Below are 19,650 nucleotides of genomic sequence, written 5' to 3'. Positions count from 1 at the left end.
GCCCAGCGGCCATCTGCCTTGCGCCACGGTTGCGCAGGGCGCAAACGCCGCCCACCGCAGGCCCCATCAACTGGGCGCCGATGCCTGGGGATTGCCTTGCATCCACACCACAAAGGCCCCCAAGCGCGCATCGAACCCTGCCGCAGATGCGTTGGGCGCTTAGAACAGGTTCTTTGGCCTGCTGCACAAAGAAATGGGCTTGGCTGGCCATATCTGGAAAGCGCTCCGAGAAATACCGCGCATAGTCATCCAGCGACCGGGGCTAGTACCCGCCTGGACTGCCCATAGCCACGGGGCAGTCCATAGATAGGCTGATTTCGGCTACCTGGCCAAGGGCAGTCCAAGCAAAAGGCCCATGCAGGCCATGAAGCAGTGGCATCCAACGCATCCTGAACGGTTCAATAGGCGGCCCTATGAGCGTCCGGGATGCACCAGCTAGCACGAATAGGTGGGCCGATGGCATTGCATTCCTGAGGCAGGCGAATGGCAAAAAGGCGCGCGTTTCAGCCATCCGTACACCGGCAAGAGATCAAAACTCGTCACCGCTTGATACGCATACCACGCTAACAAGGGATGACGTTCTATCTATGACCTAAGCGTGCGAGCAGGGAAGTTGCAAATTCAGCTAACTGAAGCCAGATGGCAGTTATGTTTTGAGAGTATCTATCGCGATTTTTGGCTAGTTCGTGGTGTTAGTAAATGCTGGAATCAGTAAATCTTCAATTCTAAAGTCGCTCTTAATTATTACCAGATGTAGCTGATCTTGCGCGTATATGCCCACTGCGACTCAGTATGCATCAGGGCAATGAGAATTTGTGCAACAGCATAAATTTATCTCAGAATTCATTTGAGTCGATCACCTGATTAATTGTTTACAAATCCATATTGAGAATTCAATGTCGGTATTTAAGTTTTTAATCGACTAATACTCATAGTTAATAATTATTGAGTGTTTGACGTTGGTTAAAAATAGGTTTAAATTTTTGGTCAGAGGGTTGATAAAAAACCATAAAAGTTCTCGCCAGAATGTACGTCAAACAACCCATTGGGCTTGGGGCGCCACCACTTGCAGCCGTTGCGCACATGAGCAAAGGATGTGGTACGCAATGCTTAAAGTAACTGCGGATAGATAAAAAAGAGATTTGATGGCTGGAAAATGATATCGCCATAGCGTGTTTGCATTGATAGTGGCATACGCCCACATCGGCTTTTCTCAAGAAGTCATGCTTGATTTGTTCGAAGATCCCAGATCTGTATCTCAGTCGTGATTATATTGATAAAAACGGCAGTCGAAATATTGATCCATTTAATGGATTTCTGCAATGCCAATACGGGGAGCTCCATCGTCCCAGAAATGATGGTTTTGATCTTCAGGTGAGAAGGACTGCCGACGGTTCTTCTATTGAGTCGCTGAAACCTGCAGCCTGCGACTAATCATCAGGTGCGGGCATCGGGTGGAGTATTTATTTCGATCGCGTTTTAAAAAAGAACAAGCCGTTAGTTAAACACACATACACAGGCAGTGGCAGATAATCCCATTTTGGCACTGGCTGGCGGTAGTCAACAATACTTTGTATTTGCTGGCAGCTCTTAGCCTTTCGTGTTGATGAACCAGCAGTGTAGAGACGACCGTATAAATAGCTGCGGGTTGAAAGTATTTTCTCCTGATGGCGGCCACTGGAGCTCTCATTGTGCACCTGGCAGCCGCAACACCTATGAGGGCTGCCAAAAGGGAAGCCGCAGTCAGCCGATATTCAGGCTGCAAGCGCGTGTGTCGTGAGGTTATCTGTGCAAGTCGGCTGGGGCTCAGGTGTTGCACTTCAAATTTGAGGTGGCGAGGATAAATGCCTATGAATTCATATGATTACTTTATTTAAAAATGCCATCTTCCATCAGGAGTATTTCTTTGTGCTTTAGCAGGCGTTCTATAGGCTGCGCTAAATGAGCTTTATATTTTTTGAAAATATGAGAGGATTAAATGATGAAAAATCACATTAAATTTATTATCTCGCCTCTTTTTATGTCGATTGGCTGTATTTGTAATCTTCCCGCTGTGGCCGCACCAGGCGTGCCAGCCGATCCGTTAGTGGTATGGAGCGAGGATTTTCAAAATTTACCAACCCCGACTCTAACGTCGGATGTCACTGATTTGCTTGGCTATACAGGCTTGAATCCTGTCAACCAAGCTTACACGGCTGACCCGCCTTGGACAAGTCCGTCGAAAATGTGCAATGGAATTTTGGCTGCATACAATCAAAATCCTAACTCAACAGTAGGAATAGCTGCCTGTACAGGTCACAAAGGCAGTTGGAACTTCTCACAGCAGCTGAGTCAAGCACTAGGGATTTTGAGAGGCCAAGACATAAATACAACTTCTCGCAACAATTATGCAGTAACTGCATTTACGACTGGAGATCCCGGTTCTGACTTAATAATTCTCAGAACAGAAGGTAATATCCCCTTGGTTGCGAGTAAACGATTTCTATTGACTTCAATAGATGCGGCTGCACTCAACTGTCAATCAGGGCGTCCATTATTGCGCTTTTCATTTGTTGATCAGGATGGTATAGAGGAGAATATTTCACCTGATGCTGTGGATGTCTGTGCTAATGGTTCTAGAGTGCCAGTGAGTGCACTAGAAAGTAATCTTGCCGGTACTGCAGTCGCCGGAATTTTAAATTCTCCCGCAGCATTTAAATTTGCTGGAAGATCAGTTGGATATATTATTCGTAATGCCCAGGGGTCTGGAAATGGCAATGATTTCGCATTCGATAATCCAAAAATTTTGGATGCCACTCCTCAACTTGACAATGCATTCGATCCGCCGTTGGTAGCGATGGGTAATTCGACCAATATAGTCTTCACGATCACGAATACCAGTGATTTGCTGGCAAAGGAAGGTTGGGGTTTCACGGATACACTCTCCCCGGGTCTCACTGTTTCAGGAGTTCCGATCACTACCTGCCCCACAGCTTCGACAGATGTTTTAGCGCCAATAGGAGCTAATTCCATCTCGATTACCAGCAGCTTGTCTAATGGGATGGCATCATGCACAATAACAGTGCCCGTGATGGCCTCTACTGCTGGCATTTATCAGAATAACGAGAATAATATTAGCCTGCACGAATTTATTAACCCCCCACTTCCAAATACATCGAATCATCTAGAAGTCACGCCCGCTGCCGACATGCAAGCAAGTTCTTCGCTGCCTGCGAATGTCATTGCTGGGCAAACAGTTGCTGGCACCATTGCTTGCCTGAATGCAGGACCCAGTGCAGCGGACTCTGCAACATGTGATATTTCTGGGCTTCCAGCGGGTGCAACGACGAGCTGTACACCCGCCGTCCCCACGGCGAAGCCACTCACTGTATCCGGCGCGATCTCTTGCGACGTGAGCTTTGTAGCTCCTGCTACGGGCTCTATAACAGCAACGATCACTGCGGGCAGCGCAACTGCAGATCCACTTACCTCAAATAATGCAGTCTCCTATAACGCAGTGATCACGCCCGCTGCCGATATGCAGGCAAGTTCTTTGCTGCCTGCTAATGTCACTGCCGGGCAAACAGTTACTGGCACCATTGCTTGCCTGAATGCCGGACCCAGTGCAGCGGACTCTGCAACATGTGATATTTCTGGGCTTCCAGCAGGTGCAACGACGAGCTGTACACCCGTCGTCCCCACGGCGACGCCACTCACCGCATCCAGCGCGATCTCTTGCGACGTGAGCTTTGTAGCTCCTGCTACGGGCTCTATGACAGCAACGATCACTGCGGGCAGTGCAACTGCAGATCCACTTCCTGCCAACAATGCAGTCTCCTATAACGCAGTGATCACGCCCGCTGCCGATATGCAGGCAAGTTCTTTGCTGCCTGCGAATGTCACTGCTGGGCAAACAGTTGCTGGCACCATTGCTTGCCTGAATGCAGGACCCAGTGCAGCGGACTCTGCAACATGTGGAATTTCCGGACTTCCAGCAGGTGCAACGACGAGCTGTACACCCGCCGTCCCCACTGCGACGCCACTCACTGTATCCGGCGCAATCTCTTGCGACGTGAGCTTTGTAGCTCCTGCTACGGGCTCTATGACAGCAACGATCACTGCGGGTAGCGCAACTGCAGATCCACTTACCTCAAATAATGCAGTCTCCTATAACGCAGTGATCACGCCCGCTGCCGACATGCAGGCAAGTTCTTCGCTGCCTGCGAATGTCACTGCTGGGCAAACAGTTGCTGGCATCATGACTTGCCTGAATGCAGGACCCAGTGCAGCTGACTCTGCAACATGTGGAATTTCTGGACTTCCAGCGGGTGCAACGACTAGCTGTACACCAACCGTCCCCACTGCTACTCCACTACCTGCATCCAGCGCGATCTCTTGCAACGTGAGCTTTGTAGCTCCTGCTACGGGCTCTATGACAGCAACGATCACTGCAGGCAGCGCAACTCCAGATCCGGAATCAGCAAATAATGCCATTTCTTATGAGGCTTCAATTAATACACAACCTATTATAAAACGCGTGCCTGCATTGAATCATTGGATGATTTTTACACTTCCGTTCATCCTTGGTGTAGCTATTTTGGTTGGATTCAGGAAAAAAATGAAGTGTTGAATACTAAGTCTAAGCATATTGTCGCGCTAGGGAAACTCTGCAAGCTTCCAGTCGGCAAGTGAGGTGGTACATTGCCGTGGGCAAAGGCCTGCGTAAGAAGCTCGATGTAAGCACCCCGCTGGTATTGTTGAAAGAGAAATACGAGCAAACCAAACCCAGCATGTGAGCCAAAGTGGGGTACCCGTTCCGTGTGATCAAGCAGCAGTTTGGATTCAACAAGCTGCGCTACCCGGTCATCGCCAAGAACGACAACAAGCTGCAGACGATGTTGGCGCTGGCCAATCTGTGGTTGGTGCGAAGGAAGTTGAAGGGGGTGCCGGCATGGGTGCGCCTGCAGGTGCTCCACACGGGTTAAAAGCCGTCAATGCGGTTTGAAATCTGGCGACAAAGCTGCGTCATGGCAGGCAAATCGGCATCGAGCTGACAGGCCGATCTGAATGCCGTGGTTTTGCAGACCTTCCCCAGCGGTGGATCTGCTGATCCCATGGCTTGTCAGCCGCGCCCAGCAAGCATGGCCTCAGTCACCGCCTATCAGCTCGCAAACTCGGCGCTCCACTGGGCGAGCTGGCGCGCGGTAATGCCGACGCCGCCGCAGAGAATGACCACCACGGACTGGGCTTGCTGCAGCAGGGGCGACGCGCTGTGCAGCGCCGCCACCGATGCGCCGCAGGCGGGCTCGACCAGCATGCGGTGCTCCAGCAGCACCTCTTCGCAGGCGGCTACGGCGGCAGCATCTGGTACGACCACGCTCTCGATGCGGTGCTCCCGGGTCAGCGCCAATGCGCGGTCGCAGACCTGGCGTGCGCCAAGCGAGGTGGCAATGGAGGTGATGCCGGGCAGCAAGGTGGGCGCGCCGGCTTCCATCGCCTTGGCCAATGACTCAGCGCCTGCTGTCTCGGCGGCAAGGACTGGCACGGCGCCCCAGCCATTGCGCTGCAGTCCCTCCACCACACCGCATAGCAGTCCGCCGCCGCCCACCGAACAGATCACCAGGTCCGGGCGCTCGCCTTGCCGTGCCAGCTCGTCGATCATCGTAGCGTGGCCGGTCCAGAGAAAGGGGTCATCAAAGGGGTGCAAAAAGGCATCGCTGGCCGTCATCAGCTGCTGGGCATGGGCATGGGCCTCCATCCACGATGCGCCGTGCACGATGACCTCGGCCCCTTCGGAGCGGATCAGGTCCTGGGCGCGCTGCGATGTGGAGGCAGGTACCACCACGGTCACCGGGGTCTGCAGCATGCGGCCGGCATAGGCCACGGCATACCCGGCATTGCCGCCCGATGAGGATATGAAGCGCTTGGCACCGCGCGATCGGTAGATCTCACAGGCGTGGCCGATGCCACGCGTCTTGAACGAGCCGCTGGGCTGCAAGGTCTCCAGTTTCAGGCGCACGTCTTTGCCTGTGCGCAACGACAGTGCCCGCGATGCGATAACGGGGGTTTCAATATGGATGGCCATAGTGTATTTCCTTGTGTTCTGAACGGTGCCGCCTGGCTGCCTGCCGATGAAGGTGAGCCACGCGGCCGCTGCAACTCAGCTGTTGGTGGCCAGAACTTTGCAGTCGTGCCGATCCGCGAACCGGCGATAGGCGATAACGGGCAAAGCCGCCCACAACGGCCTGGGCGCAGGCTGGCCATGGAGATGCTGGTACGCGGCGTGCAGCGGGCAAGTCATGCCACCAGGCCGCAATGGCCCAGTAGCAGGCCCTCAGTGTAGGGCGCAATCAGCGCACGCTGACCAAAAGTCCCGGAGCTTGGGCGACAAGGCGGTGATGCGGCGACCTGGTGAAAAAAGGCAGCAGGCCGCACTGCTGGCTCGGGAGGGTGGGCGCGCCACACCAGGCTGCGCTGCCGCTGGCGCCTTGCCGCTACTGCGCAGACGATGTACCCGCGCTGCATACGCGCCCACAAAAGCCAACGCCACCCGAAGGTGGCGTGCAGAGGCGGCTGTGACGCGCGAAGGACAGGCGATCAGCTGATCAGACCATTCTTTAACGCGTAGTAGGTCAGATCGCTGTTGGAGTTCAGGGTCATCTTCTCCATCAAGCGGGTGCGATAGGTACTCACGGTCTTGACGCTCAGCGACAGCTGCTCGGCCACATTGCTCGCGGTCTCGCCCTGGGCGAGTTTGAGGAAGACCTGGAACTCGCGCTCGGACAGGTGCTCATGCGGCGGGGCATCGTCCTTGCGGCCCAGCTGCTGGGCCAGCAGATTGGCAACCATCGGGGTCAGGTAGCGCTTGCCCAGCGAGATGGTGCGAATCGCCTCAACAATCTCACTCGGGTCGCACTCCTTGTTCAGGTAGCCGTTGACCCCTTGGCGGATCAGGTTGATCGCATAGTGCTCAGCCGGGTAGCCGCTCAGGATCAGGATGCCCATGTCGGGCTCCTTGGCGCGCAGCATGGTCAGCGCGTCGATACCGCTTTGGCCGGGCATGGACAGATCCATCACCAGCACGTCCACGGATTCATTGCGCACCAGGTCAATGGCTTCACGGCCATTGGATGCTTCTCCCACGACGCGGATATCTACGAAATCCGCGAGAAATTGCTTCAGGCCGGAGCGAACGATGGCGTGGTCATCGACAAGTCCTACGTTGATCATTGGTCTTCCTTGGTAGCGGCAGCGCAGCTTTGGCTGACTGGCTCGCGGTCTTTTTTGAAACTGCGCAACCGGATCGGATAACCACAGGTGACAGCACAAGCGGCCGTGATTATCAAAAAATGCAGATAATAACTATATTATTCACTGCGAGAATATCCAGAGCCGTATCGCTAAATTATAAATTTGATACCGGGTATTGACCTGCCTCAATGGTCGGGTAAATACCTTTTTCAAAAACCTCAATGGCTAGAGCCTTAGTTTAACCATGGTTTGCAAACGCGTTGTGGGTGCGTGCAAACGGACGCTGTCAGTGTAGGACTACAAGTACTGAGACCGATTTTTCAGGGCCTTGTTCTAGCATGGAAATTTTGCTGATTCAGCCAATGTGGTATATTGCAGCGGCATTAAAAGAAAATGTCCTACAAGGATAAATTCCTTGGTTCAAAACACCGTCTGCAATAGTTTTATTGCAATAATCTTTTGTTATTGGATTTGCAATGAAAATAGTCTATATCGAAGACAATGAGGAACTGCGCGAGACGATCGGCTGCCTCATGGAAGGGCCGGGCCGCAGCATCACCTGTTGCGCCAATGCGGAAGAAGCGCTGCAGCTCGACGCGCAGGCGCCGTTTGACCTGGTGGTGACCGATGTCAGCCTGCCCGGCCAATCGGGCACTGAGCTGGCCCAGTCGTTGCTCAAGCAAGCGCCGCTGCGCTGGATCGTGCTGTGCACCGGCTACGACCTGGGCCACTACCCCGCGCAGTGGGGCCCGAACGTGCGCACCTTGCTCAAGCCTTTTGAGATTGAAGAGCTCGAAGCGCTGCTCGGTCAGATCGAGGCCCAGCGCCCCAATGCCATGCTGCAGTAAGCGCTGAACCCAGGCGCTGCAATGCCAAGAAGGACGGCTGTGCCGTCCTTCTGCTTTTGGGGGATGGACGCAGCAGGCCGCCACTTTGATCCATAAAACCTATAGCGTGCGGCCGGTCCGTGGGCCTTCACAGCACCGCCTGGCGGTTCGGCGCCAGTGGCTGGCGCGGCAGCCGGATCTCAAAGCGGGTCTGGCCTTCGGCCGATTGCACGTGGATGGCGCCACCATGCGCCTGGGCAATCTGCTGGGCAATGTAGAGCCCCAGGCCCAGTCCTTCGCTTTGTCCGGGTTGGCGCTCGCCACCCCGAAACGGCTTGAACAGATCGGGCAGCAAAGCCGCGGGAATGCTTCCCCCGTTCTCGATCACCAGCAATACCTCTGCGGGCTGGCTGCCATCCAGGCGCACGCGGATCGGCGCATCAGCCGCGCCGTGCTTTAAGGCATTGCCCAGAATATTGCTCACCACCTGGGCCAAGCGCTCGCTGTCCCAGCGGCCCTGGGTGTCGCCCTGGGCCTGGTAGTGCAACTGGCGCTCTGCGCTGCACTGGCGCGCATCTTCCACCGCGGCCTCGCACAGGCGGGCCAGGTCCATGTCGGCCAGGCTCAGGCGCAGGCCGCCGGCCTGGCGGATGCGCGTCACATCGAGCAAATCGTCCACCATGCGGGCCATGCGCTGGCTGTTGCCCAGCAGGCGCTCGGCCAGCTCTTCGTTCTTGCTCGCATCGGCCTGGCGCTTGAGCAGGCTCGCCGTCATCTTGATGGTCTGCAAGGGGTTGCGCAGGTCGTGGCTCAGCACCGCCATGAACATCTCGTTGACGCGCAGCGCCTCGGTGCGCTCTTGCAATTGCTGGGCCAGCTCCTGCTTGCGGCGGTGCAGCTCAAAGAAGATGTTCACCTTGGCGCTGAGCATGTCCGGGTCGATGGGCTTGTACAGGAAATCCACCGCGCCGCTCTCATAGCCCTGGAACTGCCAGTTCTGCTCGTGCGTGCCCGCGGTCATGAAGATCAGCGGAATATGGCGCGTGCGCTCGCTGCCCCGGATCAGCGCGGCCAGGTCAAAGCCGTTCATCTCCGGCATCTGCACATCCAAGAGGGCCAGCGCCACATCGTTGTGCTGCAGCAGCAGCTCAAGCGCCTCGCGCGCCGAATGGGCTTTGAGAAACTGCACACCCTCGCGCTGGAGCAGCGCTTCGAGGGCCACCAGGTTCTGCGGGATGTCATCAACAATCAGGCATTTGATGCCGTCTATGGTCTTCATGGCGCTACAAGTCAAAAGCTAGGGCCCATGGTGTGCGACTGCATCACCATCTGCTGGGCGGGTATTTTTAAACTAATCAATGCTGGGTTTCTTCTGGTATATCTTCTCAACCACCGCCACATCTTCAAATGCCGGCGCCTGGTTGGAAAATCGCAGCGATTCTTTCATACCCAAACCCAAAAAGCCGCGATGGCATAATGACTGCCGGAAAAGATCCAGCGCGCGGTTTTGCAAGTCGGTATCAAAGTAAATCAGTACATTGCGGCACGATATCAAATGCATCTCGGCAAATACGCTGTCGGTCGCCAGGCTGTGGTCGGCAAATACCACGTTCTTGCGCAGCTCTTTGTCCAGCACGATATGGCCGTAATGCGCGGTGTAATAATCGGCGAGCGATCGTTTGCCACCGGATTTCAAATAATTGGCGGAGAACGACTCGGCCCGCTCAATGCCAAAAATGCCTTGTTCGGCCACACGCAGCGCCTGCGAGTTGATGTCGGTCGCATAGATCAGGCTGCGCTCGAGCAGGCCTTCTTCGTGCAGCAAGATGGCCAGCGAGTACACCTCTTCGCCGGTGCTGCAGCCGGCCACCCAGATCTTGAGCGAGGGGTAGGTGCGCAACAGCGGCACCACCTCGCGGCGCAGCGCCGCAAAATAGGCTGGGTCGCGGAACATATCGCTGACCTGTACCGTCAGGTACCCCAACAGCGCGGTAAACGCCGAGGGGTCATGCATGATCCGGTCCTGTAACTGCGACAGGGTTTTGCAGCCAAAGGCGGCGAGTGCCGCCTCCAGCCCGCGTTTGATCGATCCCTGCGCATAACCGCGAAAATCATAGTGGTAACGGTAATAAATACCGTCGAGCAGCAAGCGCTGCTCAATCTCGGCAATCTCGGCCTTTTTGCGTAACGGCATGGGGCTTTATTTGGGCATCCAGACGCGCACCAGAGACAGCAGTTTCTCCACGTCCAGTGGTTTGGCGATGTAATCGTTGGCACCGGCGGCCAGGCATTTTTCCTGGTCGTCCTTCATGGCCTTGGCGGTCAGCGCAATGATGGGCAGGCGCCTCAAATGCGCGCGGCTGCGAATCTCGCGCATGGCGGTATAGCCATCCATCTCGGGCATCATGATGTCCATCAAGACCAGGTCCACCGCACTGTCCTCGCGGTCCAGCACCTCGAGCGCCTCGCGGCCATTGCGGGCAATGTCCACGGCAATGCCGGTGGGCTCCAGAATGCTGGTCAGCGCAAACACATTGCGCACATCGTCCTCCACCACCAGCACCTTGCGCCCTTCCAGCGCGGCCTCGCGGCTGCGGGCCTGGGCCAGCATCTGCTGGTGCTCGGGCGACAGGCGAGACTCCACCTGGTGCAGGAACAAGGTGACCTCATCGAGCAGGCGCTCGGGCGAGCGCGCATCCTTGATGATGATCGAGTGCGAGAAGCGGCGCAGCTGCAACTCTTCATCGCGCGACAGCGCCCGGCCCGTGTAGACGATCACCGGCGGGAAGGACACGCCGTCCTGCTCGGACATGCGCTCGAGCAGCGCAAACCCGCTCATGTCGGGCAGGTTCAGGTCCATGATCATGCAGTCATAGGTGCCCTGGGCCAGGTACTCCAGCGCCTGGGTGGCGGTGGCGGCGCAGACCACATCGACCTCGCTGTTGCCCAGCAGGCTGTGCACGCTGTCGCGCTGGCGCTCGTCGTCTTCGACCAGCAGCACGCGGTGAATGTTCTGGGTGAACTTGGCCTCCAGCCGCTTCAAGGCCTGGGCCAGCTCCTCGCGCTGCACCGGCTTCAACGCGTAGCCCAGCGCGCCGCGCACCAGCGCCTCTTGCGAGTAATCGGCCACCGAGACGATGTGCACCGGAATATGGCGCGTGCTGGGGTTGCGCTTGAGCTGGTCCAATACGCCCAGACCGGAGAAGTCGGGCAGGTTGATGTCCAGCACAATCGCGTTGGGCAAAAACTGCAGCGCTGCGGCCAGGCCATCGGACGCATTGCGCGCCACCTGGCAGCTAAAGCCCATCTCGCGCGCCAGCTCTTGCAGAATGTCGGCAAAGCGCGGGTCGTCCTCCACCACCAGCAGATGGCGGCCCTGGATGATGGTGGGCAGGGCCAGCTCGGCCGCCGTAGCAGAGGCAGCCGTTGTTGCGCTGGGGGCGACAACGGCCGTGGCGGCATTGGCCGTGGCGACGGCCGTGTTGGACGGCATTGGCGCCATGGCGCGGGGCGCAGCAGCCGGTGCGATCGTCTTGACCGGTGCGCTCAGCGGCGGCTGCACAGCGCGCAGCGCATCGGCAGCCTTGGGCGGCACTGGCACCTCGGCGGCGGGCGCAGCCGCTGCCACCAGCGGCATATGAAAGCTGAACACGCTGCCTTGCCCCGGCGTGCTTTGCACGGTCACCTGGCCGCCCAGCAGCTGCGCCAGGTCACGGGCAATTGACAGACCCAGGCCCGTGCCGCCGTACTTGCGGTGGGTGCTGCCATCGGCCTGCTGGAATGCCTCAAAAATCAGCTGCTGCTGGTGCTCGGGGATGCCGATGCCCGTGTCCTGCACCGCAAAGCTCAAGGTGCCCGGCTGGCTTTGCGACAGCTGCAGGCTCACGCTGCCCCGGTCGGTGAACTTGATCGCGTTGGACAGCAGGTTTTTCAGAATCTGGCCCAGGCGCAGGCTGTCGGTCTGCGCATAGGCAGGCACACCCGGGGCAATATGGCAGCTCAGCGCCAGCCCCTTTTGCTGGGCCAGCGGACGCAGCGGCTCGATGAGCGACTGCATCGCGGTGCCCAGGTTCACGGGCTCGAGCACCACATTGGCCTGGCCAGCTTCAATCTTGGCCAGGTCCAGAATATCGTTGATCAGCGCCAGCAAATCATTGCCGGCCGCATAGATGGTCTGTGCGTACTTGACTTGCTCGCCGGTCAGGTTGCCCAGCTTGTTGTCGCCCAGCAGTTTGGCCAGGATCAGGGTCGAGTTCAGCGGCGTGCGCAGCTCATGGCTCATATTGGCCAAAAACTCGCTCTTGTACTGGCTGGCCACTTCGAGCTCGCGCGCCTTGTCGGTCAGCGCATCCTTGGCGCGCAGCAGCTGCTCGCGCTGGTGCTCGAGCTTTTGCGTCTGCTCTTCCAGGTATACATTGGTCTGCTCGAGCTCTGACTGCTGCTGCTCCATCTGCGCCTGCGAGCGCTGCAGCGCCTGGCTTTGCTGCTCCAGCTCCTCGTTGCTGGCGCGCATCTCCTCTTGCTGCACCAGCAGCTCTTCGGCCTGCTGGCGGGTTTCTTCCAGCAGGTTCTCCAGGCGCGAGCGGTCGATGGCCGAGCGCACTGCCACCGCCAGGATGGACGATGCGCCTGCCAGCAGGTCCAGCTCCGCCTGTTGCACTGGGCGGGCAAAGCCCAGCTCGATCAAGGCATGGACCTTGCCATTCTCCACCGCAGGGGCCAGCACCAGTTCCAAAGGCTGCGACTGGCCCAGGCTCGAGGTGATCTTGAGGTGGCTCTGGTCCAGACCCCCCACCTTCAGCAGTTTGCCGCTGCGCAGCACCTGGCCTGCCAGGCCTTCGCCGGCCAGCAAGTGGGCCTGCAGTACATCGGGGGGCAGCGCGTAGCCGCCAAACAGCTGGTAGCGGTCGTCCATGCCGTGGCGGGCATAGCCAGCGCCCACGCGTGCGCCCAGGTAGCTGGCCAAAAACTCCAGCGCGCGTGCGCCCACTTCTTCGAGCCGGTGGTCGCCTTGCAGGCTCTGGTTCAGGCCTGCCAGGCCATCGGCCACCCAGGCCTGGCGCGCCTTGGTGCGGAACTCCCGCATCGACACCGCAGCGGACGCCAGCACCAGCAGCAGCATCACCACCGATCCACCCCAGGAGATGTAGGTGGAGGTGATGGCCGCCTGCTCCCAGGCGCGGCGGCGCAGATCGAGCTCGTTGTTCTGCAGCAGGTACAGGCTGCTGACCTCGTTGTTGAGGCTGTCCATCACCAGCTTGCCCTTGTCGGTGCGCACCATCGCCAGCGCCTCATCGCCCCGGCCCGCCTGCTTGAGCTCGATCGTGGTCTCCAGCTCGGCCAGCTTTTGGTGGGCCAGCGCATCAATGGCCTGCACCCGTTCCTGGCGCAGCGGCGCGCTGTTATTGCTGGCCGCCAGGCCCTTGAGCTGCGCCTCCAGCGCATCTTGCGCGCGCTGGTAGGGCTGCAGGTAGGCCGGGTCGCCGGTCAGCAAAAAGCCGCGCTGCCCCGTTTCCGCATCCTTGAGCGACGCCGAGAATTCATTGAGCTGGCGCATCGCCGCTGTCATGCGGTCAATGCTGGTGACAGCCCGGGCGCGCACATCGGCTGAGTAGACATTGACGATGGCGATAACCAGCGCAGCGATGGCTGCAGCGGCAAACCCCAGCAGCCTGGGCAGCGGCAGAGGGAACAGGCTGCGCGGCTGTGAGGAAGGAGATTGGGGCATGGAGGGGGCAGAGGTGGGGTGCGGCAACTGGCGCAAAAATCAGCCACAAATTGTACTTGTACCTTTGTTAACAAATCTGTAGGCATGTTCCTACGGGCCGGCCTGGCTGGCCGTGGCACGCCAGATCCATTTTCGTCCACCCTGGGCGGCCTCGCGCAAACCCCGAGGCTCACAGGTGTTACCGGTCGTTTGTGCAGCGCCGGGCGCAAAAAAAGGGCCCGCACAAGGCGGGCCCAAGGGTCGTCTTCCTGAGAAGCGCTTTTCCTCCCTCCAGAGGAATGCTGATCATAAATTAAAGGTATTAAAAAACTGGTGTGATAGCTATGTATTATGTAAGTTTTTTGTAAGTCTTGGCCGGGGGCGCGCTGGGTGGCTGCTTCGTACGGGCTCGCCTTATGCCTGGCGGCGTTCCTCTGCCTCCATGCTTTTCAATCGGCCCCAGCCGGCAACCAAAAGGCCGGCAGCCACCCGGCGGGGTTGGCTGCCGGCCTATTGAGAGATTGACTGCGCGCCGCTGCCCGGGATGCCAGGGGGCACGCAGAATGTGCCCCTGGGGTGGGTCGCGCTCAGCGGCGGTGATCCCGTGGGTTGCGCACCGTGGGCTGTGGCCTGCAGCGAGGGCCTTGCAGCGCCATCAGCCTAGCCACGCTTTCCTGCCTCTATATAGAGAGGGCCGCCTAACGCCCCACCCATGGCCATTGCGCCCAGGCTGGCAGTTCGGGCATGCGCAGGGCTCCCTCGGGCCAGTCGCTGTCCTTGTCGCTGCCCATGTCGCGGTCAGTGCCTTGATGGGCTATCGCTGTCACTGCCATGCGCACCACCGGTGTCACCGTGCCGTCCTTGCTCCAATTGGTGCCGCCATCGAGGGTTCGCAGATAGCCAGTGGCTGCGCCCGAGAAGCCGCCCCCAAAGCGATAGGCGTTGGCGGGTCCTCGGTTGTCATACAGCTCCAGCGGGCAACCGTCCTTGCTGGCAAGCACCAACGCGTATTTTTTAAACGCCTGAAGCGGGGTGCGGGCAACGCTGCCCAGCTGCACCGCCGTGTAGGTGTTGAGGCGCGCGTCATTGGGCGCGAAGACGGCAACATCGATGGTCGTGCTGGCCAGCGCCGCACCCTGGGGCAGCTCCGTGCTGTCATCGAGCTGGTAGAGCCGCAATACCGCCGCCATGGTCTGCGTGCCCCAGGCCCAAGACACTGCACGTGGATGGGCGCGTGCTGGCATACATCTTTTAAAGCCCATTGTTGTGGTCACGACCGATGACGATGCCGCCACAGCAGATGGCCAGCGGTCACGCTCCGACCTGGGCCACCAGTGTTGCAAGGGGTGTGGCATCCACTCCGGTCGCTGCATGCCCAGCGAAAGTTCGCTGATCTGTGTCGCTACCGCCCCGGTATGGAATGCCGGGCCCATCCATTGCTGGGTATCGACGGTATGGCCTTGTTGGCGGCTGAGGGCCGTGCTGTCCATCACCACCACGGGCAGCGTCACATTCTGGGCGCTGGCAGGCGCCCCGCAGAATGCGGCGCCTAGCACGCCGGCGGCTGCGCCAGCGCAACAGGTTTTGAGGTGTTTTTTCATGCTGTTTTTAGGTGGAACCGCAGCGCCTGCCAAGCCGATGGTCACAAGGCCATGCAGGCGGGTAGGCTGCGTAGGGCGTAGCTCTGGCAATGGATATGGCGAGGGCAGCCTGTATGGCACCGTCGGGCAGCAGTCGCCTTGCCGGTCGGCAGCGCACCATGTGGCGCCTCATGCGCGGCGGCGGCATCTGTGCAGCGCTGGCAGGCTGCGGCCATCTACTGCCCATCAGCCAGCACCAAGCACTGCCGGGCAAAAAGCGCCTGGTGCCATCCGCCGGTTGCTCAGTGGGCTTGGGCAAAAGCCGTTGGCCGCCACCGCTTACACGCACTGCGCGCCAGCCGCCAGAGCCCTGCGCCAGCAGGGCAGCGCCACCTCATGGGCGGGTGCTGCGTCAATATGGAAAGGGCTGCTTTGCGCCTGTGCCATGCCGGGCAGCCGGCCGCTAGCGCGCAAGATGTGGGCGAGGGAGGGAGGTATTGCTTTTGCATAGTGGTTATTAATTATATGTTTGAGAAAAGCTATTTGTAAAGCGAGGTAAATGGCTGAGCCAACACAGCACCAGCGTCCCCGCTCCCGCCCCCGTACCCAACGGTTGGCTGCTGCCAGCGCCCGCTGTGTCCTGCGCCGTTTACAGTGTTCTGCGGTGGCGGCGCAGGCCCACAGCCGCCATCAGCGTGGCCATCACGGCCATGCCCAGCGCGCCCAGCGTGGGCACTGGCGTAGGCGCTGTGGTTGGCTTGGGGGTCTGGTCAGGGTCGGGGCCGGCTGTTTCCGCCTGCTGGTCCGACTGCAAATACCAGTGCTTGCCCACCTTGGCCAGCGTGTAGCGCCATCCACCTGCCTCCATATAACCAGGTGCGGGCAGGCTGAACGTGCCGTTGGAGGCACCATCGACCTGCACCACCAAAATGCCGTTAACGGTGGTTTGTGCACCAGTGCCGCTCAGGTTGGTGATGTTCAGCGTGGTATTACCGATCGTATCGCCTTGCACCACCAGCTTTGGGGTGGCCGAGCGGCTGTCACCCAGCGCCGTATTCTGCGCCACACTGCTGCGATTGCCGCTGTAGTTCTGGGCCACCGTCAGCACGCTGCTGCTGCCGCCTGCCGCCAGGGTGACCACCCCGCCGCTGTCCAGGCTCAGGACCGTGGGGCTGTAGGTGCTGGCGTCGAGCGTGTCGCCTGCGGCCACCACAAAATCGGAACTGGGGCTCAGGCCGGTGTCAGCGCCCGCACGTAGCGTGCCCGCGTTGATGCTGGTGATCCCAAAGTAGCTATTGTTGCCTGGCAGCGTTGTGGTGCCGGAACCATTGACATTGACCAACCCGACACTGTCCATGGCGGGCGAGAGTTGGTAATTGCCAGAGGCGTCTGTGTGGTTCAGGTTCAACACACTCAGATTTTGCTCAATAAATATTATTCTTTGAGCGATGATTGCCCCCGGGTTGGCCAACCTTCAATATTGAGCACAGGAGAGCAAACAATGCCAGGTGCGGACTCCACCAAAAAGACGGCGTCGCTTGCCTCTTTTGCCGTACCTTCATTGACGGTGACCGAAGCAGGGTTTTGCTGCGGCCCATTTCCGATGGAGATACTGTTACCTGAAAGCCATTTGGAACCCGTGCCACTCAGCGACAACTCGCCCGCGTCCAGGATCGCGCTTTGTTTGCAATTAATCAAACCTCCATTGCTAATCCGAATGGTCGAGACACCAACCCTATCAAAAAAACAGCTTTGGCCTCTCAAGGTTGAATGAGCACCATCGACTTCCACCAGCGCACTGGAGCCTTGGCGTTGCGAAGATTGCACCAAACTGTTGGTGGAGACGGTGCCGCCGTTGCGCATCTGAAGAGTCGCTGATCCGGCATATCCCACCATCAGAACATCTATCTGGCCGATGAGAGCGTCCATGAAGAGTTGGGCCATCCACCACCACGGTGCCCGTGCTTCCAGCTTGTTGGCCGATTGCACCGCTTTGGGTTGACAACTGTCCGCCATTTTGGATTGTCAGTGTCCCCGAGCCGCTATTGTCCACGAAGACCGTCTGAGCGCTGTAGCTGGCGCCCATATTGCCGATGGGGGTGGAGTTGCCGGTAAATTCGTTGCTCTACGCCTGGGCCAGGCCGGCGAACATGCAGGACGCGAGCAGCGCATATCTACAAGGAGGAGGTATTGCTTATTCATGATGGACTTTAAATTTTTACGTTGTAAGAAGCTATCAAGTAGCTCATCTACAAGGCACTGCCAGGGCGGTGCCGTGGTGGGCGCTAAGGCTGTCCCGCACTAACTACCCTGTCGCAATCCTTGTCGGTGCCGGGCCGGCTGCGCAGCCATGCTGTCGCTACGCCTTTTTGCGCGTGCGGCGCAGGCCGATGACACCTATCGCAGACACCAGGGACACCAGGCCCAGGGCGCCCAGATCGTGCACCGGTGCTGGCTCTGCGACATCGGCCGCTGCCACAACCCCCTTTAAAACCTGGGTGGCAGATCTGGGTGTCCCACGGCTGTCGCTGACCGTTACCAGCGTGCTGTAAGCCCCCGCGTTCGTTGGCATGCCACTGAGGACACCATCAGGCGACAGTTGCAATCCCATGGGCAGGGGCTGGCCCACATCCATGGCTGTCCATACGTATGGCGGCAGTCCGCCCGATGCCAGCAGTTGCAGATGGAAGGCATCACCCACCCGCAAATGGCCAAAACTCTGGTTGGTTATCGCCAATGCAGCAATCGGTGTCACCTCGACGGTGGGCGATGCAGCGCCGACGCCGATCTCATTCCTGGCTGTTGCGGTGCAGCGATAGGTTGTGCCATTGAACAAACCTGTCACGATAAGGGGGCTGGTGCTGCCGGTATTTTCCAAGGTGGCACCGCCGTCGAGGGGGGCGCAGGCCACCGTGTAGTCTTCAATGGGTCTGCCGCCATCCTGGCGCGGTGGGCTTATCGCGAAGCTTGCTTGCCCGTCGCCCGCTGTTGGCGTGATGCCCGGTGCAGCAGGGGCCAGTGCGCCATATACCCAGGTGGGGGGCACACTCACCTGCTGGCGTGTTCGAAATTGAAAATCGGGATACCCATAGTGGACGTTAAGCAAGGCTCTGGTAGGAAAGGTATCCGGTGTGCAGTTGTTGCAGACGCGCGTGTCCTGGTAATACAGCTTTGGGTTTATCTGAGTCGATACGCCGTAGTAGTGCCTGTCTCCGGCGCCCTGGAAAATGTTCAACTGGTATTGGACTCCCTGGCTGAGCCACAGGGGATGCGACAGGTCCTGGTAAGAATAGGTCGCGGCAGGCCCATTGATCTGCATTTGCGCAAGCTTGCTTTGGCTGCTGACGTCAAACAATGTGACATAGCGCGTGGTGCCATTGGGTTCGCGTTTGCCGAGGCTGACTAGCAAAATGTCTTCTTTGGGTGTAAAGCGAAATCCCACTTGAGAGCCGACCCCTCCCCCTGCTGTGCCACTGGCCACCTGCAGCGTGGCTGAGTTGTTGACGGGGCTGTCATAGTCAAAAACATCGACGAGCGAGCTGGTATCAACCGCTGCTGGGTTGCCGCTGAACTGGTAGACCAGGCTTTGCGCAGACGCTGCCAGGGAAGCGAGTCTGACCCAGACCACCGTGTTCGGCGTGCCTGCGCCGCTTTCCACCCAATGCGCCAAGGGGTTGCCGCCTGCTGCATCAGTAGCAAAACGAAGGTCGGCGGCGCCTGGAGCCATGGCGCTGGTGTCGATTACCATCCTGAGCTGGTAGCCAGACAACGCGGTGCCGCTGTGCTCCGTTACTACGATGGACTGGGCTTGGCTCCAGCCTGTTGGCTGTGCATGGACTTGCGCAGCACCTAGCCCAAGGACCGACAACCAGAGCAAGATACCGCCAAGCCTAGCTGTCGCGTGCACCGTTGGTCGACGGTGTACGACTTCAACGTGCCATGCTGGACTGTGCTGCGGGAAGGAGCTAATGAAGTGGAGTACCCGTTGCACGTTCCAACGTGAGATCTTGCGCAACATCAATACGCTCCTTTTGTACTATCTTCTGATGTAGTAAACGCACCGTGATCCGGGTATCGTAAGTGGCCGCCCACATTTCTTTGTTTCGCAGCACGAGCGATAAATGGTGATTTCATTAAATGAGTAATAAAGATCATTGTTTTAGGAAATACAGGAGGATCGTGGTGACTGTTCGCTGCGCTTGAGCACATTCCTGCCCCCACCTGCCGCATCGGATACGGCCTTCAGCACGCCATGTCTTATCAGCAGTTCACCAAGCACGCTTTGGAAGTCCCGCGTTTAACCGTC

Annotated in this window: 12 protein-coding genes; 3 read left to right on the top strand and 9 right to left on the bottom strand. The window is 58.5% G+C overall.

Features of this window, described 5'->3' with window-relative positions; translation table 11 throughout:
- Positions 1-1,981: 1,981 nt before the first annotated feature.
- Both DCO45_RS22485 and DCO45_RS22480 read left to right on the top strand, forming a co-directional pair.
- Positions 1,982-4,609, top strand: a complete 2,628-nt coding sequence (locus DCO45_RS22485) for a hypothetical protein (protein WP_133247993.1) — start codon at positions 1,982-1,984, stop codon at positions 4,607-4,609.
- A gap of 172 nt (positions 4,610-4,781) precedes the next feature.
- Positions 4,782-4,964 (top strand): hypothetical protein, encoded by a 183-nt coding sequence (locus tag DCO45_RS22480; protein ID WP_133247991.1) that lies wholly within the window; start codon positions 4,782-4,784, stop codon positions 4,962-4,964.
- A gap of 176 nt (positions 4,965-5,140) precedes the next feature.
- Here DCO45_RS22480 and DCO45_RS02155 read toward each other — a convergent pair whose 3' ends face one another.
- Complete coding sequence (locus DCO45_RS02155) at positions 5,141-6,064, bottom strand: pyridoxal-phosphate dependent enzyme (protein ID WP_116924273.1); 924 nt, start codon at positions 6,062-6,064, stop codon at positions 5,141-5,143.
- A gap of 512 nt (positions 6,065-6,576) precedes the next feature.
- Complete coding sequence (locus tag DCO45_RS02150; RefSeq protein WP_116924272.1) at positions 6,577-7,209, bottom strand: response regulator transcription factor; 633 nt, start codon at positions 7,207-7,209, stop codon at positions 6,577-6,579.
- A 497-nt stretch (positions 7,210-7,706) separates the two neighbouring features.
- On the opposite strand from DCO45_RS02150, the gene DCO45_RS02145 reads away from it, so the two are divergent.
- Complete coding sequence (locus DCO45_RS02145) at positions 7,707-8,078, top strand: response regulator (protein ID WP_116924271.1); 372 nt, start codon at positions 7,707-7,709, stop codon at positions 8,076-8,078.
- Between the two features lie 127 nt (positions 8,079-8,205).
- Here DCO45_RS02145 and DCO45_RS02140 read toward each other — a convergent pair whose 3' ends face one another.
- From DCO45_RS02140 to DCO45_RS02115, 7 genes are all read right to left on the bottom strand, one after another.
- Positions 8,206-9,336, bottom strand: a complete 1,131-nt coding sequence (locus DCO45_RS02140) for a hybrid sensor histidine kinase/response regulator (RefSeq protein WP_116924270.1) — start codon at positions 9,334-9,336, stop codon at positions 8,206-8,208.
- A 72-nt stretch (positions 9,337-9,408) separates the two neighbouring features.
- Positions 9,409-10,251 carry a CheR family methyltransferase gene (locus tag DCO45_RS02135; RefSeq protein WP_116924269.1) on the bottom strand — a complete coding sequence of 281 codons (843 nt, stop codon included), beginning with the start codon at positions 10,249-10,251 and terminating at the stop codon, positions 9,409-9,411.
- Between the two features lie 6 nt (positions 10,252-10,257).
- Positions 10,258-13,785, bottom strand: coding sequence for a response regulator (locus DCO45_RS02130; protein WP_116924268.1), 3,528 nt, complete (start codon positions 13,783-13,785; stop codon positions 10,258-10,260).
- A 677-nt stretch (positions 13,786-14,462) separates the two neighbouring features.
- On the bottom strand, positions 14,463-14,981 hold the full coding sequence (locus tag DCO45_RS22855; protein ID WP_116924267.1) for a hypothetical protein: 519 nt from the start codon (positions 14,979-14,981) through the stop codon (positions 14,463-14,465).
- A 1,012-nt stretch (positions 14,982-15,993) separates the two neighbouring features.
- The gene (locus DCO45_RS02120) at positions 15,994-16,701 is read right to left on the bottom strand and encodes an IPTL-CTERM sorting domain-containing protein (protein WP_165841112.1); all 708 of its coding nucleotides are present in this window, start codon (positions 16,699-16,701) and stop codon (positions 15,994-15,996) included.
- Between the two features lie 77 nt (positions 16,702-16,778).
- Positions 16,779-17,273, bottom strand: coding sequence for a hypothetical protein (locus DCO45_RS22470; RefSeq protein WP_133247987.1), 495 nt, complete (start codon positions 17,271-17,273; stop codon positions 16,779-16,781).
- A gap of 430 nt (positions 17,274-17,703) precedes the next feature.
- Positions 17,704-19,092: a DUF2341 domain-containing protein gene (locus DCO45_RS02115; protein WP_165841098.1), complete on the bottom strand. Its 1,389-nt coding sequence runs from the start codon at positions 19,090-19,092 to the stop codon at positions 17,704-17,706.
- Positions 19,093-19,650: the final 558 nt, after the last annotated feature.

The organism is Comamonas sp. JNW (assembly GCF_003105075.1).
Classification (GTDB): domain Bacteria; phylum Pseudomonadota; class Gammaproteobacteria; order Burkholderiales; family Burkholderiaceae_C; genus Comamonas; species Comamonas squillarum.
This window is presented reverse-complemented; position numbering and strand designations above follow the sequence as displayed.